The 24635-nt window shown below is 47.5% G+C and carries 21 protein-coding genes and 2 tRNA genes; 14 read left to right on the forward strand and 9 right to left on the reverse strand.

Annotation, left to right across the window (positions count from 1 at the left end; all coding sequences use genetic code 11):
* Positions 1-187: 187 nt before the first annotated feature.
* The 5 genes from ACXAD4_RS21135 to ACXAD4_RS21155 form a co-directional block, all read right to left on the reverse strand.
* Positions 188-1435, reverse strand: a complete 1248-nt coding sequence (locus ACXAD4_RS21135; protein ID WP_475243915.1) for an ABC transporter substrate-binding protein — start codon at positions 1433-1435, stop codon at positions 188-190.
* A 4-nt stretch (positions 1436-1439) separates the two neighbouring features.
* Complete coding sequence (locus tag ACXAD4_RS21140; protein ID WP_475243916.1) at positions 1440-2885, reverse strand: ATP-binding protein; 1446 nt, start codon at positions 2883-2885, stop codon at positions 1440-1442.
* 29 nt (positions 2886-2914) lie between these two features.
* Complete coding sequence (locus tag ACXAD4_RS21145; RefSeq protein WP_317522336.1) at positions 2915-3640, reverse strand: response regulator; 726 nt, start codon at positions 3638-3640, stop codon at positions 2915-2917.
* 225 nt (positions 3641-3865) lie between these two features.
* Positions 3866-4072, reverse strand: a complete 207-nt coding sequence (locus ACXAD4_RS21150) for a DUF3283 family protein (RefSeq protein WP_317522337.1) — start codon at positions 4070-4072, stop codon at positions 3866-3868.
* Positions 4073-4228: 156 nt separating this feature from the next.
* Positions 4229-5002, reverse strand: a complete 774-nt coding sequence (locus ACXAD4_RS21155) for a hypothetical protein (RefSeq protein ID WP_475243918.1) — start codon at positions 5000-5002, stop codon at positions 4229-4231.
* Positions 5003-5151: 149 nt separating this feature from the next.
* On the opposite strand from ACXAD4_RS21155, the gene ACXAD4_RS21160 reads away from it, so the two are divergent.
* Entirely contained in the window at positions 5152-5607 is a 456-nt protein-coding gene (locus ACXAD4_RS21160; protein ID WP_475243920.1) for a GNAT family N-acetyltransferase, read from the forward strand.
* 87 nt (positions 5608-5694) lie between these two features.
* On the opposite strand, the gene ACXAD4_RS21165 is transcribed toward ACXAD4_RS21160, so the two are convergent.
* Positions 5695-6213: a porin family protein gene (locus ACXAD4_RS21165; RefSeq protein ID WP_475243921.1), complete on the reverse strand. Its 519-nt coding sequence runs from the start codon at positions 6211-6213 to the stop codon at positions 5695-5697.
* 163 nt (positions 6214-6376) lie between these two features.
* On the opposite strand from ACXAD4_RS21165, the gene ACXAD4_RS21170 reads away from it, so the two are divergent.
* From ACXAD4_RS21170 to ahpF, 11 genes are all read left to right on the forward strand, one after another.
* On the forward strand, positions 6377-7714 hold the full coding sequence (locus tag ACXAD4_RS21170) for an amidohydrolase family protein (protein ID WP_475243922.1): 1338 nt from the start codon (positions 6377-6379) through the stop codon (positions 7712-7714).
* 457 nt (positions 7715-8171) lie between these two features.
* Positions 8172-8342: a XapX domain-containing protein gene (locus tag ACXAD4_RS21175; protein WP_107300564.1), complete on the forward strand. Its 171-nt coding sequence runs from the start codon at positions 8172-8174 to the stop codon at positions 8340-8342.
* Between the two features lie 65 nt (positions 8343-8407).
* On the forward strand, positions 8408-9118 hold the full coding sequence (gene deoD / locus ACXAD4_RS21180; protein ID WP_317522342.1) for a purine-nucleoside phosphorylase: 711 nt from the start codon (positions 8408-8410) through the stop codon (positions 9116-9118).
* A gap of 375 nt (positions 9119-9493) precedes the next feature.
* Positions 9494-10984: a transposase gene (locus tag ACXAD4_RS21185; RefSeq protein ID WP_475243923.1), complete on the forward strand. Its 1491-nt coding sequence runs from the start codon at positions 9494-9496 to the stop codon at positions 10982-10984.
* Between the two features lie 187 nt (positions 10985-11171).
* Positions 11172-14057 (forward strand): hybrid sensor histidine kinase/response regulator, encoded by a 2886-nt coding sequence (locus tag ACXAD4_RS21190; RefSeq protein WP_475243924.1) that lies wholly within the window; start codon positions 11172-11174, stop codon positions 14055-14057.
* Positions 14058-14121: 64 nt separating this feature from the next.
* On the forward strand, positions 14122-14448 hold the full coding sequence (locus ACXAD4_RS21195; RefSeq protein ID WP_475243925.1) for a DUF3016 domain-containing protein: 327 nt from the start codon (positions 14122-14124) through the stop codon (positions 14446-14448).
* Between the two features lie 377 nt (positions 14449-14825).
* Complete coding sequence (tal, locus tag ACXAD4_RS21200; protein ID WP_475243926.1) at positions 14826-15776, forward strand: transaldolase; 951 nt, start codon at positions 14826-14828, stop codon at positions 15774-15776.
* Positions 15777-15858: 82 nt separating this feature from the next.
* Complete coding sequence (tkt, locus tag ACXAD4_RS21205; protein ID WP_475243927.1) at positions 15859-17850, forward strand: transketolase; 1992 nt, start codon at positions 15859-15861, stop codon at positions 17848-17850.
* Between the two features lie 257 nt (positions 17851-18107).
* Positions 18108-18584 (forward strand): TetR/AcrR family transcriptional regulator, encoded by a 477-nt coding sequence (locus ACXAD4_RS21210; protein ID WP_475243928.1) that lies wholly within the window; start codon positions 18108-18110, stop codon positions 18582-18584.
* Positions 18585-19015: 431 nt separating this feature from the next.
* Positions 19016-19573, forward strand: a complete 558-nt coding sequence (gene ahpC / locus ACXAD4_RS21215) for an alkyl hydroperoxide reductase subunit C (RefSeq protein ID WP_317522350.1) — start codon at positions 19016-19018, stop codon at positions 19571-19573.
* Between the two features lie 215 nt (positions 19574-19788).
* Complete coding sequence (gene ahpF, locus ACXAD4_RS21220; RefSeq protein ID WP_475243929.1) at positions 19789-21381, forward strand: alkyl hydroperoxide reductase subunit F; 1593 nt, start codon at positions 19789-19791, stop codon at positions 21379-21381.
* Positions 21382-21709: 328 nt separating this feature from the next.
* Here the strand turns inward: ahpF and ACXAD4_RS21225 are convergent.
* Both ACXAD4_RS21225 and ACXAD4_RS21230 read right to left on the reverse strand, forming a co-directional pair.
* Positions 21710-21786: transfer RNA gene (locus ACXAD4_RS21225), tRNA-Asp, on the reverse strand.
* A gap of 127 nt (positions 21787-21913) precedes the next feature.
* Positions 21914-22004, reverse strand: a tRNA-Ser gene (locus tag ACXAD4_RS21230).
* Between the two features lie 389 nt (positions 22005-22393).
* Here ACXAD4_RS21230 and ACXAD4_RS21235 point away from each other — a divergent pair.
* Together ACXAD4_RS21235 and trxC are read left to right on the forward strand one after the other, a co-directional pair.
* Positions 22394-22591 (forward strand): hypothetical protein, encoded by a 198-nt coding sequence (locus tag ACXAD4_RS21235; protein WP_317522354.1) that lies wholly within the window; start codon positions 22394-22396, stop codon positions 22589-22591.
* Positions 22592-22754: 163 nt separating this feature from the next.
* Entirely contained in the window at positions 22755-23189 is a 435-nt protein-coding gene (gene trxC, locus ACXAD4_RS21240) for a thioredoxin TrxC (protein ID WP_475243931.1), read from the forward strand.
* A 97-nt stretch (positions 23190-23286) separates the two neighbouring features.
* On the opposite strand, the gene ACXAD4_RS21245 is transcribed toward trxC, so the two are convergent.
* Positions 23287-24327 carry a linear amide C-N hydrolase gene (locus ACXAD4_RS21245; protein ID WP_475243932.1) on the reverse strand — a complete coding sequence of 347 codons (1041 nt, stop codon included), beginning with the start codon at positions 24325-24327 and terminating at the stop codon, positions 23287-23289.
* Positions 24328-24635: the final 308 nt, after the last annotated feature.

Here is a 24635-nt window from a genome sequence, read left to right on the forward strand (position 1 = left end):
TTAGCATAACAGGCTGACCACCTAGCCTTTTCAGCCAAGCGGTAACCCATATTCAACTGTTATACATCCAGACATAGCCTGAGTGTTTGGTATAAGTATATAAAACATAAAGGAGAAGGCTGTTTCGATTACAAAAAAGGGCTGCCAATTTGGCAGCCCTTTGGATGAAATAAGTAAAATCAAACCACTACATGGCTGATTTCACCGCTCTTGCCAAGCGATCTGCGGCTTGCTCCGGATCTGCCATTTTTGCATTGAAGAAATTACTGACGACATCAAAGATCGCTGCCTGCACATAGCTGGTTGTCGCCAACCCCTGGGACACACTCGGTACCAAACCACCGGATTGACTGCTTTGCTTAAAGACCACCAGCGAATCTTTAGCACACTGATCAAACTCGGACAGATCCATATCCATTCTAACCGGAATCGAACCCTTGCTAAGGTTAAACGAGGACTGAAACTCCTTATCCAAAATGGCCCTAGCAAGATCCTTCTGGGCTTGGCTGTTGGCTTCATCGGTCAACTTAAAGAAAGCAAAGCTATCGATGTTGTAGGTGTACAGCCCCTGAGTACCCGGTGCAGACATACACAGATAATCTTTCCCCGGCACTTTACCATCAGCTTCGAATTCGCCTTTGGCCCAATCACCCATGATCTGCATGGCGGCTTCGCCACTGCTTACCATGGCTGTCGATGTACTCCAATCTCGGCCACGATAATTTGGCCCTACATAATCACGCATGCGACGGAACTGAGTGAATACATCCACCATTTTTTCTCCGCCGAGTACTGACATATCCAGTTCCACAAAGGCACGCTGATAATCCGCAGGCCCTAGTACCGCTAAGGCAACCGCTTCAAACAAAGTGACGTTCTGCCATGGTTGACCACCATGTGCCAACGGTACAAAACCCGCTTGTTTGATTTTTTCAGCAGCCACAAAAAACTCATCGAGCGTTCTAGGTACCTCAACACCCGCTTTAGCAAATACCTTGGGGTTAGCCCATAACCAATTGACGCGGTGGATATTGACCGGTACCGCAACGTAATCACCACCATACATCATGATTTGGCGGGCAACCGGCGGCAGAATTTTCGACCAATTGTCTTCTGCAGCGACATCGTTCAAATCGGTCAAAAAGCCTAAACGGCCCCACTCCTGAATATCATGGCCTTTGATCTGTGCTGCCGATGGTGGGTTCCCTGACACCGCACGGGTCTTAAGAACCGTCATCGCACTTTCACCACCGCCACCTGCAATAGCAAAATCTTTCCAGTGATTACCCTGAGCCTGAATTTTATTCTTCAGTAAAGAGACTGATCGCGCTTCGCCACCTGAAGTCCACCAGTGCAAGACTTCCACTTCTCCAGCAGAAGCCACACCGCTGGCGATCATCATCAAAGCCGAAATCAAGGTGTGTTTCGTGTTCATTGCATTAATCTTCTTTCAACAAGCGGGGAATGTAGACTTTGACTTCCAACCCGCCATCTACCGCGTTATGGATTGCCATATCACCACCATGAGCGTGGATGATATTACGAGCGATACCCAGTCCCAAGCCATGGCCTTCATCATCTTTTGCAACCCGAACATAAGGTTCGAATACCGCTTCAAGTGACTCTTTCGGGATCCCTGGTCCTTTGTCTTTGATAATCAGGATCAACGAGTCTTTTTCGTCAACGATGATCAAACTCACCTCATCACCGTATTTCACGCCGTTATCAATCAGATTGCTAAAGCAGCGCTTCAGTGCCAATGGTTTACCCATTAACGGCGCTATCTTGGTTTTAGGGATTCTTACTTTCACCTGGTGCTGGTTATGGCGCTCGGCAATGCTAAACAGCAGCTCTTTCAAATCCACCTGAGCCAGGTTCTCATGCAGATCGGTATCTTTTACCGTCTGCAACGCTCCTTTCACCATCATCTCCAGTTCATCAAGATCGCGGTTGAATTTCTCGACTTTGGCATCATCATCGATAAGCTCAGCGCGCAGCCTCAAGCGAGTGATAGGTGTTTTCAAATCGTGAGAAATCGATGAAAACAGATGCTCGCGATCATCAATATAGCGCTGTACCCGCGACTGCATCCGGTTAAATGCCCGGGTCGCCGTCACCAGCTCGCTGGCCCCCTCTTCTTTGAGCGGAGGCTGGTAAATATCAAAGCTCATGGCATTGGCAGCATACGCCAGCCGCTTCAATGGCTTGGTCTGACGACGGATCATCAAGAAAGTGAACACCAACAGCAACGCTGTCATGAACACCATAAACACCAGTTGCTGACCCGTAATGATCTCATCTTCCAAAGTGACATAAGGCGCCGGCAACAAGGCCGCGATATACAACCACTCGTTTTCAGCCAGCTCCAATTGCACAACCAAGATCGGTGGGTTGAACGGTTCAAGGCTCAGGGTATAGTGCGCCCATGAACGAGGCAGATCGCTGAGCAAGATATCATTTTTCAGCACATGTAAGGTTTCAGGACGGGAGAATTCAACCCGGATCACATCAAGCCGCGGCAGCTTTTCGCCTAGTACCTCTTCAAAGGCTCCAACAGCGGTTCTCTTCATCAAAGAGTCAGGGATCGGATCAATAAGAATCTCTTCTTGGTTGAAAGAGACAAAGAAACGGGTTCCCCCCATATTGCGCAGCTGATCAAGCACAATATGACGGTATTCCAACGGCAGAGATTGGAAGAAGGTCACAGTGGAAGCAAACATATTGGCCATGCTGGCCGAAGCTGATTCCAAACCTTCCAAATCACGCTGCTTCGATTGCCCATACCAAATACTGGTCGCAATAACTTGGGCAAGAAATACCGCCAGCAGGGTAAACCATAGCGTGCGGGCCAACAGGGACTTTGGCCACCACTTTCGAATATTCATAGACAGTACCACAAACTGGGCGAGGCGGATTACTCCTCGTAGGTAACCTCGGCATTAAACGAGTAACCGTTACCACGGATTGTCTTGATCAAACGTTGCTGGGTTCCTTTATCTCCCAAACGCTGGCGCAAGCGGCTTAATTGCACATCAATACTACGGGCCGACGGGGTTGCCTCGCGACCACGAGTCGCGAAAGAGATAGTATCGCGATCAAGCACTTCATTCGGGCGGGTCAGGAACAGCATCAACAAAGCAAAATCACTGCCGCTGAGCTCGTAATCTTTTTCTTTGTCTAAATCGTACAGACGCTGGGCCGCTGTATCCAAACGCCAGTTTGCAAACCGTATCGCCTTGGGAGCAGACGGCATCTGCTGGGCTTCGGTGGGTTTGACGCGACGCAATAAGGCTTTGATGCGCGCCATTAACTGGCGAGGACTAAACGGTTTGGCGATGTAATCGTCGGCCCCTAGCTCCAGACCAATGATCTGATCCATTTCATCAGACACCGCGGTCAACATGATAATTGGCACATCAGAAGTTTTTCGGATGTATTGGCACAAGGTAAAACCATCATCCCCAGGCATCATCACATCCAGCAAGATCAAATCAGGTGTGCCCATAGCCAGACGGCGTTTCATCTCCTCCCCTTCGGCAGCGGTAATGACCGTAAATCCCGCTTTGGTGAGGAATTCGTCCAGCAACTCACGAATTTCCTGATCATCATCAACAACAAGAACCTTCTTGCTTGTGCTCATTATCTCTTCCTTCTGCCCTAGCAAGGGGTTACCCAAGCTTGACTACACATTCTTCAGGGCAACATCATGCCAAAAAGCAATATATTAGCGCCAATTACATACCAGTGCGCTAACATATCAAACTGAATCAAAAAAGGCGCGTACCGCGCCTTATAATCATGATCTGAATAGATAAAAATGACAAATCTAGCAAACGCTTGCTATTAGCCCTTCTGGGACTAACGCTTACGCAACGCCCATTTTGATCTTGTACTTCGACACCGCTTGCTCAAAGAACTCACGTTCGTCATCATCACCAATATTGTTGGCTACTTCAGCAAATACCTCGTAACCTTTCTTACCGTTCTTTACCTGCCAAACGGAATAGGCCGCTTGTTTATCCAGTTCTACTCGGTTCTTTTCTGCTTCAGAAAGCAGCGTCAAATTATGCATGGTGTTCATCCTACCCCGATCATTTTGATGGCGATTTTATCCCAATCCCCTGCTATTCCCAAGGTACTCTTAAGGCGTTAGCCATGAAAAAGCCCGCGTTTCCCACAACTTTGGCTAGGGAAAATACGGGCTTGGTCAAACAAACAGCATTAATTGTTAAAAGCCGAGCAACCACTTAAAGGTTATGAAGAACCCGGCGACAACTGCCATCGTTAACGCCACACTGGCTAATGGACTTAATGTAGCGGCACAAGGGTTGCTGATCGCATCGGCCAACGTCGGCTCGTCAAAATCAACCTTCTTCTGGGACTGAATTAGCTCATTAACGTAGTGATCTATCGTATCTATCGACTCTTCAACAGAGTCAATCACCTGAGCCCCCAGCCAACGTTCTTGCTCAATTAACTGACCCGACTCGACATGGCGTAATCCAGAAAAGCGCCCTGTACGTCGATCCACAACGGATACAGCCATATAGCCTTGATCTTCACTCCAGACCCAACAAGGCAGGAAGTTTCCTTCAATATTTACTTGGCTCGGGTAAGGAAACCGGACATTACTGACAATGTCTAACAGCTTATCTTTGACATCACACAGTGCGTGCAGCTGCTGAATACAAGTTTCCAACCAGTACGGGAAATTGTTGCGAAAAGCACTTTGGCGAAGCGGAGCAAGGCGGGCTGCTCCCCTTACCACAAATTCAGTGATCTGCTGACTGACATCACTTTGATTGGGCCAGCACTGCTGTGCAGATGAAGTCGGTAAGGTAAGGCGTTGGCAAATAGTGCCTTTGGGTGAAACAAGCTTAAGTGCCTGTTGGCTGTTTTCCATTGAAGGAAGATATTCTATGTGCCAGGGTTTAGCGACTTTCCGCATGATGGCCCGGTATACCTGTTCAACTGTGGATTGGTAATGCTCATAGTTGCTCATCGGGCACCTCCGGGGGTGGTTTCTGGACTGACCTCATTGTACAAAAAAACGGCCTTCATTATGGTGATCAGAATCTTGTTTTGTAAAAGAGGTGAAATGCACCGCAATGCGGTAAAATCAAACAACTTTTGTTATGTGATTTATCAGTTATGCCAAAATTGCAATTTAAACGCATCCCCGCCGATCTGGCACCAATGGATTTGTTACTGGAAGCCGATCCCAGTACAGAGCAAATTCAGACTTACCTCAAAGGTAGTGATATCTATACGGCTTTGTCCGATGGCAAAACCGTTGGCGTATGCGTATTGACGCCCCGTTCTGAAACCACATTGGAATTGATGAACATCGCTGTTGATCCAACCCAACAAGCCACAGGTATTGGCCGTCGGTTACTGCAATTTGTGATTTCTGAGTCGCGTAAAAAACAGGCCAAAGAGCTGATATTGGGGACAGGAACATTTGGCTACCAGCTGGCGTTTTATCAGCGAGAGGGATTTCGGGTCATCGGCATCGACAGGGATTTCTTCCTCGATAACTACGATGAACCTATTTTCGAGCACGGCATCCAACATAAAGATATGCTGAGGCTACGGCTGATTCTTTAGCGGCCAATTACATAACACCACACTGACCTATCAGGCATGGCCAGTGTGGTAAGTTAAATACCCAGAGAATGAGGTTCTAGCTCGCGATTAAAGGCCTGCGCTAATTCCGAACAAAATGGAATTATTCGTCACATCACCCATATCACGGTATTCATAGTTCAACGAAAGATCGATAAATGGCAGCATGGTAAAGACTACTCCGGCACCTCCGGCAAATCCCCAGCCATCATCACTTTCTGTCGGCACACCCGAGCGGTCGATATCATAGTCGTAATAATTGGTACCGAGCTTGCCGTAAACACTCCCGATCACCAAGGGTAAATCCGCCCGTAGAGTTAATGGAAACGTGGTATAGTCAATGTCGTTCTTTGCATTGCCTCCCCTCGCATCGACATCAGCACTGCCCTGTACCACTCCGGCATTCACGCTGAAAATATCATTAATATGGTATGAGCCATTGATCCCATATTCGACACCGTAATCATCGTTTCCCTGATACTCAACCCTCGCGCCACCTACTGTCGCCCCAACGGAAAACCCCAGCAAATCCGCCGAAGCCGGTGCTGCGCAAAGTAACAATGTTGCCGCTAACCCTATTCTTTTCATCCATCCAGTCCTTAGCAAATAAACCAACCACATCCTTATTATGGGTAGTGCGAAATGCAGCAAATTACCAATTCCATTGTTGTTTTCCGTGCTGCGGTTCAACCCTGCCTATACTCAAAAAACTGGTTTTGTATTTGCCTATCGCCGGAGGGTTACCTCAACTATGCCCATCAGCCTCAAATCTGCTCTCAAGTATTTCCTCATTAATGCTGTCGTTATCATGCTGGCGGCTTGCGACAGTGCCGACGATACACCGGATGCCGATGCTATCTACTTCAATGGCAATATTCTTACCTTATCGGCACATACTGAGAAGGTAACGGCCATTTCCTTTAAAAATGGCCGCGTACAAGCTATAGGAACCCGTATAGGAGTTAAGCGCCACCAAGGCGATCTCACCAAAATGATAGATTTAGACGGCAAAACCATGATCCCGGGCTTTTTTGCCGGAAATAGCCAGTTCTCACAGCGACTCGAACAAACAGGCGACATTGAACAAACACAAAATACTTTTGCCAGCCAAGGAATAACAACTCTGGTGGATATCGGCATCAATAATGAAGCGCTATCTACCTTACAGAGCCATGCCAACGCCAATAAGCTGGTGTTAGATATTATTGCGATCCCTAACGTCACTGAGATGGAAGCCTTGGTTGAAGGTGATGAAGTTAGCTTTGGCCAATACAATAACCGACTCAAAATACCTGGCTTCTATCTTGCCCTCGATGGCACAGCTAGCGAGTATTCTGCCTGGATGGCCTACCCCTACCAAGAAAACCCTACATTACCCGAGCCAAACTGGCGCAGCGAACCGCTGATGCCATTCAGTGCTTTTCAAAACACCTTTCAGCTTGTGGTCGAAAATGAACTCCAGCTGTTTGTCCATGCGATGGGTGATGCCGCTATCGATGCCATCATCCAAGCCGGTTATGATCTCAAGCTAAATGCAGGACAAGACCAACGCCATGTAGTCGTCATGTCCCGATTCATGCGCAATAACCAGCTACAGCAATATGCCAAGCTGGGGTTAATCGGCTGCTTTGATACCAGCAACATGTATCTGGAGGGCGAAGATGATATTGAAAAGCTCGGCCTCAGTCGGGCAAATGGACAAAGCCCTATCAAGCAAGCGTTAGAGGATGATTTACCTGCTAGTAATATTTGTTTCCCCGGCCCGACGCCTCCCGATACCATTTTCACGCTCTGGTCTTCAGTCAACCGGGTTACCAAAGATGAAGAGATCATGGGCAGCGGATTAAGGCTGTCACCACTGCAAGCGTTGGTCGCCATGAGCGAACAAGCCGCATTCCAGTTTTTCGAAGAGAGCAACAAGGGTGAGTTAGTTCCCGGCAAGCAAGCTGACGCGGTCATCCTCTCAGATAACCCTATGTCCATCGCCCCAGGGTTAATAAGGGATATCGAAATTATCGAGACTATCAAAGAGGGCAAGACTATCTATCGCCGCCCGTCTGCTTCGGCCTCGGAGGACGCATCCCCTTAAGCCCAAAAGAGCGGAAAACGCGAAAAATAATCACCCTACGCTTTTCAATTCACCCGACATAAATGGGCGTTATTGAGCCCATTTATGTTTTTTGCTGCAATGAAATCCATTACAACATCACATTTTTACTCACACTGTTTCAGTCTATTTCCATTCGAACTAGCCAAGGGTAAACAACCAACATAATCATTATATTTCATCGCCTTATTTTATTTTACTATCTATTTTTTATGTCTTTTACCTTTCATTTACGCAAACGATACCCCTCTCCCTTTCAACATATTTGGTAATCAAGGAGTTATTTTTGATGAACAGCTCAATAAAATGTGATCAGGATCGCGAGATCCAAAGACACGCTTGCTTACACTTTATCCATCAAAACGACAACGCATATTAAGGCGCCAAACAGAGCTGCCATCCAACGTCGTAATACACAATGAATATAGAGGGTAAACACATGAGTGAGATTCTGCTTGCGACTTTTGCAGGATTAATTGTTGGTCTATTTTTCTCGGCCATTAAACTTCCACTGCCTGCGCCACCAGTACTACCAGGCATTATGGGAATCGTTGGTGTTTACCTTGGCGGCGTTGCCTACCAAAGCATCGTTGAACGTTTTTTCTCTTAAACGCACATTTTCTTAAAACGATACAGCGACAACATAACGTACAAACAACATACCTGGAGTGAATTATGGCTACCCCACATATCAATGCTGAACTTGGTGATTTTGCAGAAACAGTCCTGATGCCAGGCGACCCGCTTCGTGCGAAATTCATTGCTGAAAATTACCTTGAAGACGTTCAACTTGTTTGTGACGTTCGTAATATGTTCGGTTACACCGGCACTTACAAAGGCCAGCGTGTCTCTGTAATGGGCCACGGTATGGGTATTCCATCATGCTCTATCTACGTTCACGAGCTGATCAAAGAGTTCGGTGTGAAGAACATCATCCGCGTAGGTAGCTGTGGTGCGGTACATGACGACGTTAAACTGATGGATGTCATCATCGGTATGGGCGCGTCAACAGATTCGAAAGTTAACCGTATTCGCTTCAACAACCACGACTTCGCCGCTATCGCTGACTTTGGCCTACTAGAGACGGCAGTAAACGAAGCGCGTGCTCAGAATGTACCTGTACGTGTTGGTAATGTTTTCTCTGCTGATCTGTTCTACAGCCCAGAAGCTGATCTGTTCGACAAGATGGAAAAGCTAGGCATGCTAGGCGTAGACATGGAAGCAGCCGGTATCTACGGTGTTGCTGCTGAGTTGGGTGCAAAAGCACTGACCATCCTGACTGTTTCTGACCACATCAAGCGTGGTGAAAAACTAAGCTCAGAAGATCGTCAGAAGTCATTCGCTCAGATGATGAATGTTGCTCTCGAAACAGCTATCAAGCTGTAACGAACCTACCTGTGGCCGGTGTACCCCCGATTCATCGGCCACGCCTTCATGCTCTACCTTGGTATACCATTCATACCAATACCATTTCCTGAGATGGTATCGGTATGACAGACAGCGAGAATTATTAGTCTCTACAGCACAGTTTTGCCTTGCTATCACGCAGCTCAAAATTTTGTAATATGTGGCGTCTTACACAATTTGAATGGTCCTCTATATAGAAGGCCGGCGCAGATATTAAGTCAAAACCCGTTGTAGACACTAATGGTACAGAGCAGGGAAACCTGCTCTGTACCACCCCCTAATAGGGCTCTCCCCCTGCCAACAAATACACATAACGCGCTTGTTGCTTAAGCCCATGGATAAGGTTAGGCTGACATGATGAACACACGCCGCATCGACAATCACGCTTCGTTACTTCCGCAAGCCTGTAACGGTCACCAACTCAATCATTGTAAAACCGTCAGTTGCAGTAATTTCGGTTCAACAGACACCAATAACTATGTGCTTCAGCGGAATAATCCGAACAAACCGATGTTGGTTTGCAAAGAGTGTGGTGCTTTCCCACCTATCATCAATAACCATGATGTAGTAGAAGAAGCCCTGCGTTTAAAGCAACAGCAAAGTAGTGGGATGCCAGCATGCAGTAACCCTGAATGTGAAAACCTCGGACTGCCTGTACTGACCCACCGCCATCTATACCATGCCTTTGGCTTCAGCGGCGATCGCCAGCGCTATCGTTGCAAATGCTGCCAAACCACGTTTGTCGACCGCTGGTCAGGCTTCAACGGCAAGAACCAAATTCAGCAGAAGCTATTAGCCATGCTATTTACTGGCTACCCGGTCAGGGATATCTGTCGCCGACTCAATATGAATCCTAAATCGTTTTACGATCAGCTGTCTCATATTGCCAGCCGCTGCCGCCGACAACTTGCGATGTTCGATGCCCGCTTGGTCAAGCATTCACCCGAGCTTTCCTTGGCTTCTGATATCAGTGAATTACAGCCAAACAGCGAGAACGGTGTACTTTGGGTCGCCAGCTGTGAAGCTGAGTCTGGCTATGTACTGGCGCAGGATATCAATTACCAGCCAGAAGAGCATGAGGAGTCAAGCGAGTGGCACGATCCGTTTAATGACGGTGCCCGGTTTATGGCTGCCCCTCCCGCGCAATTAGTCGAGGCACCAACCTCCGTTCCGCAGGGTTTGCTTGCCCATATCGACGCGGTATATCGACAAATTATGGCTCGCCCTAATTTTGAAGATCCGCTATCAAGCAAGCCTAGATTGAATTATCCATCCAAGGGTTGTTTGATCCGGCCACAATACACGGTCTACGCCCACTATATGCACCTGCAGCAAATGCTGGAGCACAATCAAGAGCTGGCTATTTTTATGCCACAAGAGACTTTGCTGCGCTCTGCCTGCATCTCGATATTTTGCGATCGCATCAAACACAAAACCGTGCATCCCATTTATGTCGAAACCGATCCTCAATGGCAGCATGGCCAGCCTGCAGGTCGTATCGATATCGTATTAATGGGTTGGTGGCGCGACCGCTGGGCATTTACCCGCCATGATGATATCAGCAAAGGGATCTGTCACTTGGGTGGTGAAAAAGAAAATGAAGGCAAATGGCTAGAAACTGCAACGCATAAAGAGATCACCCACTACCAGCAGCGCTTCCAAGATCAGTTCAGCCAGTTCATTAATGAACCGCGCCGAAAGCTGCGTCCTGGAGGCCTATTGCCATTGTTGGATATTTACCGAGCATGGCATAACCTTTGCCATCAGGACAAAGAAGGAGTGACACCTGCCCAACGGATGGGGCTAGTCGCAACCCCGCTCACTCTGGAGCAGCTCCTTAGCTGATTTCTCACTGCTTACTGGCAGATTCACGCCTGCAAACCAAATAATGATGGGGAGATCCAATTTCTCCCCATCCCTTCACTATTGCAGTTGATCATTTCATGGAAGATATATCACACTCTTAACAAAGCGCTCATTAGGATAAGTAGGCCTGTCGAGCGATCAGCTGTAACGGAATGGATTTTCACGGATGATACCCAATAGAATTAAGCCGATTTTACTCGGAAGTATGCTCATTATCGGCATTGTACCGGCCTTTATCTATAACTGGCTCAGCAGCGACAAACTCACCACAGTTGCCACCGAGCAGATTGCCAAAGGGTTAGGCAGCCGTACCGAGCTCGCCGCACACAATCTTGATGATATTCTTGCCCAGCGTCTGTTGAGTGTCCGCAAGTTGGCCAGCTCTCCCGTATTTGAGTTACCCATACTGGAACACAATGAAGGCCACGATCCTCAACAACAAACCTTTATTAGCAACTACCTCAAAGAGTTGTCTGAGGTCGATCCCAGCTTTAGTCAAATTGACCTTATCGAATCACACCAACAAGGCTTAGCCATTGTCGCAAGCTCTACCGAAGCGGTACCGACAGATATCGCGGCTACACTAGAGCAAGCCGGGTTAAAGAATATCAACCAGCAACTGGCAACGCTGACAAGCGGTGAGGCCAACCTACTTATTTCACCGCCGCAATACCAACACGATATCGCTTATCTGTATATCATCAGCACTGTTACCCACCAGCATCATGCTGATGATACCCACGAAATCTATTTGGTGATTCGCTATCAGCTTGATGAACTCAATGCTCAACTGACCTTCCTTGGCGAAAGGATCAGCAACAGTGACTACATCATGCTGATCAACGACAAGGCTGACATCATTCTATCCGGTCGCCACCAAGGCCAAAGCCTGGCGATTTTTGATGATTTCCAAACCTATATCCGCCAGCAATTTAGATCCACGCATCAAGGTATAGAGGCCTATAACCCGAGCGATCTTCATGGTTTTACCAACCGCCAAAACCAAGCGATGGTCACCACACTGGCCCCGCTCGATTTCCAACTACCGGGTCGGCCAAACTGGTACCTCGCTTCAATCACGCCTGAACATACCGTGACAGCCACCATCGATTACCTCCAGCAATACTTCATGCTGGCACTGATGTTGACTGCCGGTATTGTTGTCGTGCTATCGCTAATGCTCACCCGACACATTACCGCCCCAATTGCAGCACTGACCCGTTTTGCCGCCCAATTCAAACTGGGTAACTATAGCCGTAGTGAGAAATTCAAGGGACCTTACGAATTCAAAGTACTGCACGATGCGTTGAATCAGGGGACAGATAAGATTGCCCACGATACCAAGCGGCTAAATCAAGCACTGCATAAAGCCGAGTCTGCAGACAGGGCAAAATCGGCTTTCCTCGCCAATCTGTCTCATGAAATTCGTACCCCGATGAACGGAATGTTGGGTCTGTCACAACTACTGCTAAAAACCGATCTGACCAAAGAGCAAGAACAACATCTGCGTACCTTGCTCGAATCGGGCAAACACATGATGGCCTTGCTGAACGATATTTTGGACTTCTCCAAGATTGAGCAAGGACAATTGAAGCTGGATCCTACCCACTTCTGCTTTACGGATCTTGTCGGGGCGATAGAAAGTACCTACCACTCTCTGGCCAAAGAGAAAGGCATCGAGTTTGATATATATTGTGACTTCGACCGTAGGCAGTGGTTCTATGCCGATAAGGCACGTATACGCCAGATCTTGTTTAACCTGATCAGTAATGCCATTAAATTCACCGAGAAAGGAAAGGTCTCGGTATCCCTATCGCTGACTCAGGGTGAATCGAGTGGCGAGCAATATCTACACATCTTGATATCAGATACTGGGATTGGTATCCCAGCCGATCGAATCGATCTGATCTTTGACCCATTCGCCCAAGCAGAAGCCTCTACCAGCCGTCGCTTTGGTGGAACTGGATTGGGACTGAGTATCGTCAAGCAGCTGGCGCAACTAATGCGAGGAAATATCTCGGTATCCAGCGAGCAAGGTGTTGGGTCTTCCTTTCAGGTCGATGTCGTATTGCAACCTGGCCAATACACTGCCGATGATAGCACTGACATTACATTCGACAGCCAAGCCTTTGCCAACCTCAAAGTATTGATTGTTGAAGATAACCACCTCAACGTGCTGATCATTGAAAGTTTCCTCAAGCAACGCGGCTTTGTCACTTCCATAGCCGAAAATGGCGCTGAAGCATTGAAGGTATTGGAGCACCAAGCGTTTGATCTGATTTTGATGGATAACCACATGCCCGTGATGGATGGCATCGAGGCTACCCAACGAATCCGCAAACTGCCACCGCCCGCTTGTGAAACGCCGATTTTTGCCTGTACTGCAGATGTGTTTGCCGAAACCCAGCGTAATATGCTTAAGGCGGGTGTCGAGTGCATGATCACCAAGCCGCTTGATGAGCGTAAACTGCTAGATGCGCTGCAACGCTTCAAGCACAAAATTACCCGTATGGCCTCCCTTCACAGCCACTACGCAATCGCTGAGGTAGAGAGCAAGGAAAGCAAAACTGAAGAACTCTCACCTACAATTGTTGGTATAGATGCTGACAACGACCAGTTGGGCTCAGTCTCTTCTAGCAATGAGGTAACGGACTCAGACATGGCTGATAACCAGCTAGACCCAGCAAAATTCCAGTTCATAGAGCTCATCCCACTACTGGACATGATGGACAATGATCACGCCATGGCATCTCAGTTTTTGCAGATGTTCGCCGCCGAACATGGCAATGATGTCGAAAAACTAAAACAAGCGATTGAAGACGAAGACTTTGACCAGGCCATCTTAGTCAGCCACTCCCTTAAAGGCGTAGCAGGCAGTGTCAGCGCTATCCAAGTACAGCAAACAGCAATGGCAGTAGAGAAACAGTTGAAGCAACATCATTGGCCAACTGCAGAGGAGATCGGAGCTTTATGCCAAACACTGTCAGCAACCATTGATGAGATACAGCAGCAACTCGGTGATGTCGAAGACATGGATGAATTTTTACTTTAGTTCAAATTTATAAAATCACAGCTACACTTTCTATCTGTCTACCTATCTATGGCCATTCTTATGAATGGCCTTTTTACATCAGAAGGGTAGTAATGCTGAGCAAAATCTCAGCTCAGGACAAATGCTCAATGATGTCGTCACCGATCTCGATTTAGCCGGTGATGTCCGCTACCGACCGCAACTAGGCAGAGATATGAGGATATTGAGCGACACAACACCACCCCGTATTACCATCCATTATCAAGTCATGGATGGTAAGACCCCAATAAAGCAAGGTGAAGAGAAAATAGGCGGTCTCGGCTATCTCAGTAGCGTACTAGGCCCAGCCCGTGATCGCCCACTTGCCTACGAGAAGAAGCTCATCGAGCAATGGGGAAAGAAGAACCTCTAGCCAGCATGGTTTTCCTGGTTATATCGGATAGAAATCTATGTCCCAAACGATGACAAATGATCACACCTCAGATCATATGCTCAATGCATTTGCACATGTAACCACCTGAACAATCCCCAATACGAATTAGAATATCCACTCGAATATACTCAACAGTGAAAAATTTGAGATCAACACACACTTTGCGCGGTTTTTTGATTGACAAAATATGCCAAAACGCTAATTATCGAAGCATCAATTGTTCTTAAGCGATCCATCCGCTCATCAACCATGTTTTTGACCTGATACGGAATGGTTAAGAAGAAGTAATTAATGCTTTGCCAGCAGGATTATTAGCTAGCATTGAAACAAGCCCAACGAGGATAAGGTCGGAAGATATGAGTACTAAACTGGAACAACTGCGCGCGCTAACTACTGTTGTTGCTGATACCGGTGATATTGAAGCTATCAGCAAGTACAAGCCGGAAGATGCGACCACTAACCCATCTCTGATCCTAAAAGCAGCTCAAATTGCCGAATACGCCCCTCTTATCGATCAAGCTATCGCTTACGCCAAAGCACAAAGTGACAACAAAGAACAACAAGTCCAAGACACTTGTGACATGCTGGCTGTAAACATCGGTAAAGAGATCCTGAACGTGGTTCCTGGTCGTATCTCAACTGAAGTTGACGCACGCCTTTCTTACGACACAGAGGGCAGCATTGCCAAAGCGCGTCAGCTGATCAAAATGTACAACAATGCAGGCATCACAAATGACCGTATCCTGATCAAACTGGCTTCTACTTGGGAAGGCATCCGCGCAGCAGAAGTGCTTGAGAAAGAAGGCATCAACTGTAACCTGACACTATTGTTCTCATTTGCTCAGGCGCGTGCTTGTGCCGAAGCGGGTGTTTACCTGATTTCTCCATTCGTTGGCCGCATCATGGACTGGTACAAAGCCAAAGAAGGCCGTGATTTTGAATCAGCAGAAGACCCAGGTGTTATCTCTGTAACTAGCATCTACAACTACTACAAAGAGCACGGCTACAACACAGTAGTGATGGGTGCGAGCTTCCGTAACACAGGTGAAATTCTTGAGCTAGCAGGTTGTGATCGCCTAACAATCAGCCCACAGCTACTTCAGGAGCTTGAAGAAGCACAAGGCGAAGTGGTTCAGAAACTGACTTCTGCAACTGACATCAAAGAGCGTCCAGCGGCGATGACTCACGCTGAATTCCTATGGGATCACAACCAAGATGCAATGGCAGTTGAGAAACTGGCCGAAGGCATCCGCAACTTCGCTATCGATCAGGGCAAACTAGAAGCCATGATTGCAGAGCGTCTGTAATCCTACAGATATAATTTTAGAAAGCGGCCATTTGCCGCTTTCTTCCTTTTTCGATTAAGACAAATTCATAGTGGATACAAATATGGAACGTAAAGTGTTGGCAAATGCAATCCGTGCCCTGAGCATGGACGGTGTACAGCAGGCAAACTCTGGTCACCCGGGTGCACCTATGGGTATGGCTGATATTGCCGAGGTACTGTGGCGCGACCACATGAACCACAACCCACAAAACCCTGAGTGGGCTGACCGCGACCGCTTCGTGCTGTCTAACGGCCACGGTTCAATGCTGATTTACTCGCTGCTTCACCTAACAGGTTACGAGCTATCAATTGACGACCTGAAAAACTTCCGTCAGCTGCACTCAAAAACACCGGGTCACCCTGAGTACGGTTACGCACCGGGCATCGAAACAACAACGGGTCCACTAGGCCAGGGCATCACCAATGCTGTAGGTATGGCAATGGCTGAAAAAGCGATGGCTGCCCAGTTCAACCGTGACGGCCACGACATCGTAGACCACTACACTTACGCTTTCATGGGCGACGGCTGTCTGATGGAAGGCATCTCTCACGAAGCGTGTTCGCTTGCCGGTACCCTAGGTCTAGGCAAACTGATCGCGTTCTGGGATGACAACGGCATCTCTATCGACGGTCACGTTGAAGGCTGGTTCTCAGATGATACGCCTAAGCGTTTCGAAGCTTACGGCTGGCACGTAATCCCAGCAGTAGACGGCCACGATGCAGACGCTATCAATGCTGCAATCGAAGCAGCTAAAGCAGATCCTCGCCCAACGCTTATCTGTACCAAGACGATCATCGGTTTTGGTTCGCCTAACAAGTCTGGCTCACACGACTGTCACGGTGCACCACTAGGCCACGACGAAATCGCAGCGGCACGTGAATTCCTAGGCTGGAACCACGGTCCATTCGAAATCCCTGCAGACGTAGCCGCTGAGTGGGATGCAAAAGAAGCAGGCGCAGCGAAAGAAGCAGCATGGAACGAAAAACTGGCCGCTTATGAAGCTGCCCACCCAGAGCTAGCGGCTGAGTTCAAACGCCGTGTTAACGGTGAGCTACCTGCACAGTGGGAAGAGAAAGCGAACGCTATCATCGCTGATCTGCAAGCTAACCCAGCGAATATCGCCTCTCGTAAGGCTTCTCAGAACGCACTAGAAGCATTCGGCCAGATGCTACCTGAGTTCATGGGCGGCTCTGCTGACCTAGCACCTTCTAACCTGACTATGTGGTCTGGTTCTAAGTCGCTAGAAGCCAACGACTTCTCTGGTAACTACATTCACTACGGTGTACGTGAGTTCGGCATGACAGCTATCATGAACGGTATCGCGCTACACGGTGGTTTCGTACCATACGGTGCAACTTTCCTAATGTTCATGGAATACGCACGTAACGCAATGCGTATGGCGGCACTGATGAAAGTGCAGAACATCCAGGTTTACACTCACGACTCTATCGGTCTGGGTGAAGATGGCCCGACTCACCAGCCGGTTGAGCAAATGGCATCTCTACGCCTGACGCCAAACATGAGCACATGGCGTCCATGTGACCAGGTTGAGTCTGCAGTAGCTTGGAAACTGGCTATCGAGCGCAAAGACGGTCCAACGTCTCTGATCTTCTCGCGCCAGAACCTAGCACAGCAGGATCGCAGCGAAGCGCAAGTTGCTGACATCGCTAAGGGTGCTTACATCCTGAAAGACTGCGAAGGCAAGCCAGAGCTTATCCTTATCGCAACGGGCTCTGAAGTAGAGCTAGCGGTAGAAGCGGCTGCACAGCTAACAGCAGAAGGCAAGAAAGTACGCGTTGTTTCAATGCCATCAACTGATGCATTCGACAAGCAAGATGCGGCTTACCGTGAAGCAGTTCTGCCATCAGATGTAACTGCACGTATCGCTGTTGAAGCAGGTATTGCTGACTTCTGGTACAAGTACGTGGGCTTCGACGGCCGTATCATCGGTATGACATCTTTCGGTGAATCTGCACCAGCAGGTGAGCTATTCAAGATGTTCGGCTTCACGGTTGAAAACGTAGTTGAAACAGCTAAAGAGCTACTTGGCTAAGTTAGCAACCAGAAAGTAAATAAGAGAAGGCGCTAAGTGAATCACTTAGCGCCTTTTTTATTACCCTAATCGTTCACCAATCAAACTGCCCCCAACTTGGCAGTCCCTTGCTGACAGCCATAGCTCTTCTTGTAACTTTCTTTTATCTGAATATTGCTCACCCCAGATATTTTACAGTACAATATACCAATAAAAACTATACTGAATCATTAAGCCATGAGCCCATTACACCTCCCTTGGACAACGCAGGAAACACCATGGCAAAAGTAACCCCAGAAGAAGCATTGAAGACCCGTCAGCGAATTTTGGATGCGGTCATTCTATGCCTGCTAGACCCACAGGTCGGCTACGAGAAAATGACGTATACCCGTCTGCAAACCATGACAGGCATTTCGCGTGGTGGCATTCTCAACCACTTCGGTAAGAAAGAAGCGTTTATCTCTGCGCTTGACGGTAAAATTTTCAATACCGTACTTAATGAGCTCGACTTGTCGAGCAGGGAAGCGTTCAATACCTCATTTGAAGTCGCGATGACCCGCCCCAATTTCCATGCCGTTCTGCAACTGTTGATCAGCAATGCCTCGCACCACGTTGCTATTGGGCACGCCAAGCAAGCATGGCTCGAATTGGAACAATTAATTGAGGAGAAACTTGGCGCAGAGGCTAAAAACGACGACCTACCCCGCTTGCTTGGGCGTAGCTTCTTTCTTTTAACTACTCGCAAGGCGGCTTAGCCAGGATCACTAATCGATTATCCAGCAACTCATCAAAGTAGCTGCAGCCTACCTGAATAACCACGCCCCCTTTTGGTTATTCAGGTTGCCGTTGCGAAAAGCCATGATTTCTACAAGTAAAGCCTCTGATCTTAATTAAATAATGACCTTTTCCCTCTGTCATATACGTCACTGGATAGCTTTTTAGCAACAATCATCCGCTAGCGCACATCAAGATGAACAAAAAAGGACCAATAAAGGCCATTTTTGCACCCAAAACACCCCAATTAGCTTTGATAGCTTTTGGCTATAACAACCTCATTTCTCAAATAGATTTAACCTATCAAATCAATTGGAACGTCCAATTTCACTAATTTCGGTGGTCATTGCATTATATCTCCATCGACGCGGGACAGCGTCAAAATTGAATAAATGAGAAAGAGAGTTAAAGCATGATCAATACAGAAATCAAACCATTCCAGGCGACTGCATTCAAAAACGGCGAGTTCGTAGAAATCACAGAACAGGACGTTAAAGGTAAGTGGGCAGTATTCTTCTTCTACCCAGCAGATTTCACGTTTGTATGTCCAACAGAACTTGTTGACCTTCAGGAAAAGTACGCAGAGCTTCAGTCTCGTGGCGTAGAAGTTTACTCAGTATCAACTGACACGCACTTCTCTCACAAAGCGTGGCACGACACTTCAGACAAGATCGGTACTATCGAGTACTTCATGGTAGGTGACCAGACAGGCACAATCACTAACAACTTCAACGTTATGCGTGAAGGTCAGGGTCTTGCAGACCGTGCAACTTTCCTAATCGACCCAGAAGGTGTTATCCAGGCGATGGAAATCACTGCTGAAGGTATTGGCCGTGACGCTGAAGACCTACTTCGCAAAGTAAAAGCTGCACAGTATGTAGCCGCTAACCCAGGTGAAGTTTGCCCAGCTAAATGGAAAGAAGGTGAAGAGACTCTAGCACCATCTCTAGACCTAGTTGGTAAAATCTAAGATCTACTGAATAGCGGACACTATTCAGTTTGACAGGCACGCTTTGGCTTTCCTCCTAAAGGGCTGAGGCGTGCCGCCCCCAAACAAGCTATCCGCATCCAAATAAACAATCCACCCCACAAAATGTTTGCCGACTTGCGCCCCCTTTTTATTTTCCTTTTAAGCAAGAAGGTATTGGTCGATACCAAAAACAGAATTTAAGAGTAGGCACGATTATGTTAGATCAAGCAATGAAGCAGCAGCTTAAAGCATACCTAGAAAACCTAAAAACAGATGTACAACTTATACTTAGCCTTGATGGCAGCGACACCGCTAACAAGCTTCAGGCTTTGGCAGATGATGTCGCGTCGCTAACCAATAAAATTAAAGTAACACGCGATGACAGTGCCAGCTCGCGCCAGCCAATCATGCAAGTGGTGAACCAAGAAAAAGGCACAGCAATTGGCTTTGCCGGCCTGCCAATGGGCCATGAATTTACCTCTCTGGTACTCGCCCTGCTACATAGCGGTGGTCATCCAATTAAACTTGATGCCGAAACCATTGAGCAAATCAAAGATCTCAGCCAGCCGCTTAACGTTGAAATCTTTATTTCACTATCGTGCCAGAACTGCCCAGAGGTAGTACAAGCCTTCAACATGATGTCAGCTATCAACCCGCTGATTAAAACAACCATGATTGACGGCGCAGCATTCCAGGACGAAGTAAAATCCCGCGACATCATGGCTGTGCCAAGCGTGTTCATCAACGGTGAACTCTTCGGCCAAGGCCGTATGTCACTAACAGAAATCCTGAACAAAGTGGACTCAGGCGCTGCTGAGAAGAAAGCGGCAAGCCTAAGCAAGCAAGAGCCCTTCGATGTTTTAGTTGTCGGTGGTGGCCCAGCGGGTTCTTCAGCAGCTATCTACGCAGCGCGTAAAGGGATTCGCACAGGTGTCGTAGCCGAGCGTTTCGGCGGCCAGGTTATGGATACCATGGCTATCGAAAACTTTATTTCGGTCAAAGCGACAACTGGTCCTAAGCTGGTCGCTAGCCTTGAAGAGCACGTGAAAGAATACGGCGTTGAAGTGATGACTGAGCAGCGAGCAGCCAACATCATCGACGCAGAAGAAACTGCCGATGGTTATATCCATGTTGAACTAGAAAGTGGGGCAGTTTTGAAAGCGCGCACTGTTATCACCAGCACAGGTGCACGCTGGCGTGAGATGAACGTACCGGGTGAACAAGAATACCGCAACAAGGGCGTTGCCTACTGCCCACACTGTGATGGCCCATTGTTCAAAGGCAAAAAGACAGCCGTGATCGGTGGCGGTAACTCAGGTATCGAAGCGGCTATCGACCTAGCAGGGATCGTTGAACATGTTACTGTTCTCGAATTCGCCGATACGCTACGAGCAGACCAAGTTCTGATTGATAAAGCGAACGCAACGCCGAACATCGAAATCATCAAGATGGCACAGACGACACAAGTGCTGGGTGATGGTAACCGTGTAACCGGCCTTGAGTACAAAGACCGTAACACTGATGAGCTGAAGCAAATTGAACTAGCGGGTATTTTCGTCCAAATCGGTCTAATGCCAAACAGCGAATGGTTGAAAGAAACGAAAGTTGCACTATCACCACGCGGTGAAATCGAAATTGACGCACACGGTGCAACATCGATGAAAGGTGTATTTGCAGCAGGTGATGTGACAACCGTACCTTACAAGCAAATCATTATCGCAATGGGCGAAGGTGCTAAAGCGAGCCTAGGGGCTTTCGACCACCTAATCCGCAACCCAGCACCAACTAAGGTTGCTGAGACAGCATAAGGCATTATCCTGCCTTGAATATTTTTAGTCCTTTGTTGTAATTACGACGCCACTTCTGAGAAATCAGAAGTGGCTTTTTTTGTTTTGGCTTCATTGTAGTGGCGGAGCGGACGGACTCGATGGTCCGGCACCCAGGCCCGCAGACAAAAGTGCGCAGCACTTTCGGGAGCATTACATACGAAAAAAGCCTGACGCTTTCGCATCAGGCTTAAATCAGTGGCGGAGGGCTGGGGTCGCACTCGACCGGGACTCATCAGTCCGCAGGACTGACGCCTAAGTTCAACAGATACAAAAAAGGCCCAGTCTTTAGACTGAGCCTTCTATGTAGTGGCGGAGCGGACGGGACTCGAACCCGCGACCCCCGGCGTGACAGGCCGGTATTCTAACCAACTGAACTACCGCTCCAATTCTTTGGAAAGCTCAACCTTGGTCAAACTTTTAGAATGTGGTGGAGACGCTCTGGCTATGGAGGATTTGAACCCTGCTTACCCAGAAGGTCAAATAACCAGTAATACTACTGACTATTGAAATGTGGCGGAGAGATAGGGATTTGAACCCTAGATACGCTATTAACGTATGCCGGTTTTCAAGACCGGTGCTTTCAACCACTCAGCCATCTCTCCGTAAGTGCGGTGAATATTATGGGATATTCTGGCCGCTGTAAACCCTTGGTAAAACCAATTGACCAACTAATCAGCAATCAACACATACCACCGACAAAGCCACCAATAAACAACCACTTGAGTGGTTAATTATCAAACTGCCAATAAGCATAAAATTGCTGAGTTAAAGGGGGAATATAGTCGATTAGAAAAAGTGATCTGACAACGTATTTTTTACTGGAGTGGAACCATCAACATTACCCCTGTTTGGGTGAGGAGAAAAGCAAGTTTTCATAGTTTTTGCACAATTTTGGGATGTGTCACAAACTGGATTTTAACGTCTTAACGTCAGCAAAATCGTTTGATAAAGATAAGTTGATTTCGACGCAGGGGTTCTTCAGGAGGTTAATGTGTCTATCAATTCTATCGATCACAATGAAATGTCTGATGTGTCTTCAAAGTGGGATTTCAAAGACGAAACCGCTTCACACATCTCCCAAAACAAACGCCAGCAGGCAGAAGCGCGCCGCCGTATTGAGATGCTTCGCGACATTCGTGCCAGTGGCTTATCTATCGAGGAAGCTAAGGAACTCGGGCTGATCCACTAAGCCTTTTACTCATTAATGAATAACGTACAACAATTATCGGCGTAAACATTGAGGTAAACTTAACCGATAGATTATTTCTATCAATACAATCTGTTAATCCTGCTTTGCATATACTTGGGTAGTCGTTAAATTAGTAAGAAACAAAACTTACTGGAACCCGATTATGACTACAATGACTACCCGCTGTCCTCACTGCAAGGCAATGAACCGTATTCCTACGGAGCGAGTGAACGACATCGCAAACTGCGGTGCCTGTAAAGATCGCCTGCTTGATGGTATGCCTGTCGAAGGTACGACTGATAACTTCCTTTCCCTTATTCAGGGCGATAACCCTGTCGTAGTAGACTTCTGGGCTCCTTGGTGTAACCCGTGTGTGGGTTTTGCCCCTATCTTTGAAGATGTCGCCAAAGAAAGAAATGGTGATGTTCGCTTTGTCAAAATTGATACCGAAGCCCAGCAAGCACTTGCCGCGCAGTACCGTATCCGCAGCATTCCAACCATTATGGTTTTCAAAAACGGCCAGATGGTCGATACCATCAACGGTGCTTTACCAAAAGGCCAGTTTGATCAATGGCTGAATCAGGCACTAACTAAATAATCTAATCGGATCTCTTCAGGCGGCAAGCAAAGCCGCCTGAGCGCTCAACTCCCATCCTGCTATGCGCTACCTAACTTGCATGTTTTGGATAACCTTCCTAATGCTTCACCTCAGCTGAGACCACAAACTCATCGGGAAAACGAACAATTTGCTCAACAAACTGCTCAGGAAAAAATCGGCTGTAAGGTCGATAAGCCGTTTCCACTACACGGCGATTTTCTTCTTGGGTATAGGGAGTCAGACTCAGGCTTTCTCCATCGCTTGGCAGAGCATGGAACTCGCAACTCATACGATCATGTAATGAGGTAAAATTAAACTCGTCCATCTTTATTTCAAAGCCCTTTTCACTGGCGTTTTGGTGAAACTTCATGGTCTTTTTAGCCGGTGAGAAAAGCACCTGCCAACAGGTTCTAAAACTACCGATATTTCGCAAGGCACTTAACTTCGAGTCAGATTCTAGCGCCTTCCCTGAGATAGCAACTTCATTAAGACCTTGTAAGATGAAAGGTTCTAGCTCCAGCCCTGACTGAAACGACGCACTGTAATCTTGCAACTGAAAAAACCGGGACAGCGAAGCATTTTCCGCAATCTTGATTTCGTCTCCCTGACTAAGCTGACACTTAGCCAAACTATGGTTGGTCAATACCAAACACTGGCCCCTATCATATCGGGTAACTTCAACATTTCCGCCGACAAACTCAATAATAGCGGCCTGTCCAACACTGTCGGCAACCACATAATGAAGAGAGATAAAGTGGGACTGCAGCTTCACATGCTCCAAGCTCGCTACCACGTCCTCGACACTTTGGCTCATATCCAATTGATATTGAATCCATTGCAACTCACTCAACACTTGCTCAGACTCGTCCAGGGGGGGATACACCGCGTCACGTTGTTCAAGCAGATGGATGCTCAGCCCCATCTCATTCATGCCGCCTGAGGGTAGCTCACAGCCAAACTGAACCAATGTCACCGAGCCATATAAGCTCTTCCAAAAAAGTCGTTCACCGAGCGGCAGCTTATCGCATTTATATAAATGGCGAGGATTGAACACCACCATGCCATGGTCAAACTGAAAGTCGTAATTGACCCCAAGCACCGTATTTTCAATATCCATTAGTCCCAGCGCAGAACACATATACAAACCCCTTCCTTGAGGATAACACCCCAAAAACGGTACCAGTTTTATGATGATGTATTCCAATGACGGGAGCTCTCATATGCTATTCATTGCAATTGATGGAATCTACTTCGTTATTTTTCGCAACACTCACAACGGATACCACTTTCAACTGTCTTATCAGTAAGTTGAAAACCCACAATGTGTCCTGATGAAATCCAAAGTTGCATCTTGATGCCCGACGGTAAGGGTAAAGATAAAGCCGATAAAAAAAGCTCCAGCCAGCAGGCTAGAGCTTTAACATTTGGATGTAGTGGGGAAAGGTA

Source organism: Photobacterium sp. AWH4_225 (assembly GCF_056158405.1).

Bases quoted from the DNA above. Each gene is read 5' to 3' on its own strand.
- ACXAD4_RS21135 (WP_475243915.1), bottom strand. From the start codon at position 1,435: ATGAACACGAAACACACCTTGATTTCGGCTTTGATGATGATCGCCAGC.
- ACXAD4_RS21140 (WP_475243916.1), bottom strand. From the start codon at position 2,885: ATGAATATTCGAAAGTGGTGGCCAAAGTCCCTGTTGGCCCGCACGCTA.
- ACXAD4_RS21145 (WP_317522336.1), bottom strand. From the start codon at position 3,640: ATGAGCACAAGCAAGAAGGTTCTTGTTGTTGATGATGATCAGGAAATT.
- ACXAD4_RS21150 (WP_317522337.1), bottom strand. From the start codon at position 4,072: ATGCATAATTTGACGCTGCTTTCTGAAGCAGAAAAGAACCGAGTAGAA.
- ACXAD4_RS21155 (WP_475243918.1), bottom strand. From the start codon at position 5,002: ATGAGCAACTATGAGCATTACCAATCCACAGTTGAACAGGTATACCGG.
- ACXAD4_RS21160 (WP_475243920.1), top strand. From the start codon at position 5,152: ATGCCAAAATTGCAATTTAAACGCATCCCCGCCGATCTGGCACCAATG.
- ACXAD4_RS21165 (WP_475243921.1), bottom strand. From the start codon at position 6,213: ATGAAAAGAATAGGGTTAGCGGCAACATTGTTACTTTGCGCAGCACCG.
- ACXAD4_RS21170 (WP_475243922.1), top strand. From the start codon at position 6,377: ATGCCCATCAGCCTCAAATCTGCTCTCAAGTATTTCCTCATTAATGCT.
- ACXAD4_RS21175 (WP_107300564.1), top strand. From the start codon at position 8,172: ATGAGTGAGATTCTGCTTGCGACTTTTGCAGGATTAATTGTTGGTCTA.
- deoD (WP_317522342.1), top strand. From the start codon at position 8,408: ATGGCTACCCCACATATCAATGCTGAACTTGGTGATTTTGCAGAAACA.
- ACXAD4_RS21185 (WP_475243923.1), top strand. From the start codon at position 9,494: ATGATGAACACACGCCGCATCGACAATCACGCTTCGTTACTTCCGCAA.
- ACXAD4_RS21190 (WP_475243924.1), top strand. From the start codon at position 11,172: ATGATACCCAATAGAATTAAGCCGATTTTACTCGGAAGTATGCTCATT.
- ACXAD4_RS21195 (WP_475243925.1), top strand. From the start codon at position 14,122: ATGGCCTTTTTACATCAGAAGGGTAGTAATGCTGAGCAAAATCTCAGC.
- tal (WP_475243926.1), top strand. From the start codon at position 14,826: ATGAGTACTAAACTGGAACAACTGCGCGCGCTAACTACTGTTGTTGCT.
- tkt (WP_475243927.1), top strand. From the start codon at position 15,859: ATGGAACGTAAAGTGTTGGCAAATGCAATCCGTGCCCTGAGCATGGAC.
- ACXAD4_RS21210 (WP_475243928.1), top strand. From the start codon at position 18,108: ATGGCAAAAGTAACCCCAGAAGAAGCATTGAAGACCCGTCAGCGAATT.
- ahpC (WP_317522350.1), top strand. From the start codon at position 19,016: ATGATCAATACAGAAATCAAACCATTCCAGGCGACTGCATTCAAAAAC.
- ahpF (WP_475243929.1), top strand. From the start codon at position 19,789: ATGTTAGATCAAGCAATGAAGCAGCAGCTTAAAGCATACCTAGAAAAC.
- trxC (WP_475243931.1), top strand. From the start codon at position 22,755: ATGACTACAATGACTACCCGCTGTCCTCACTGCAAGGCAATGAACCGT.
- ACXAD4_RS21245 (WP_475243932.1), bottom strand. From the start codon at position 24,327: ATGTGTTCTGCGCTGGGACTAATGGATATTGAAAATACGGTGCTTGGG.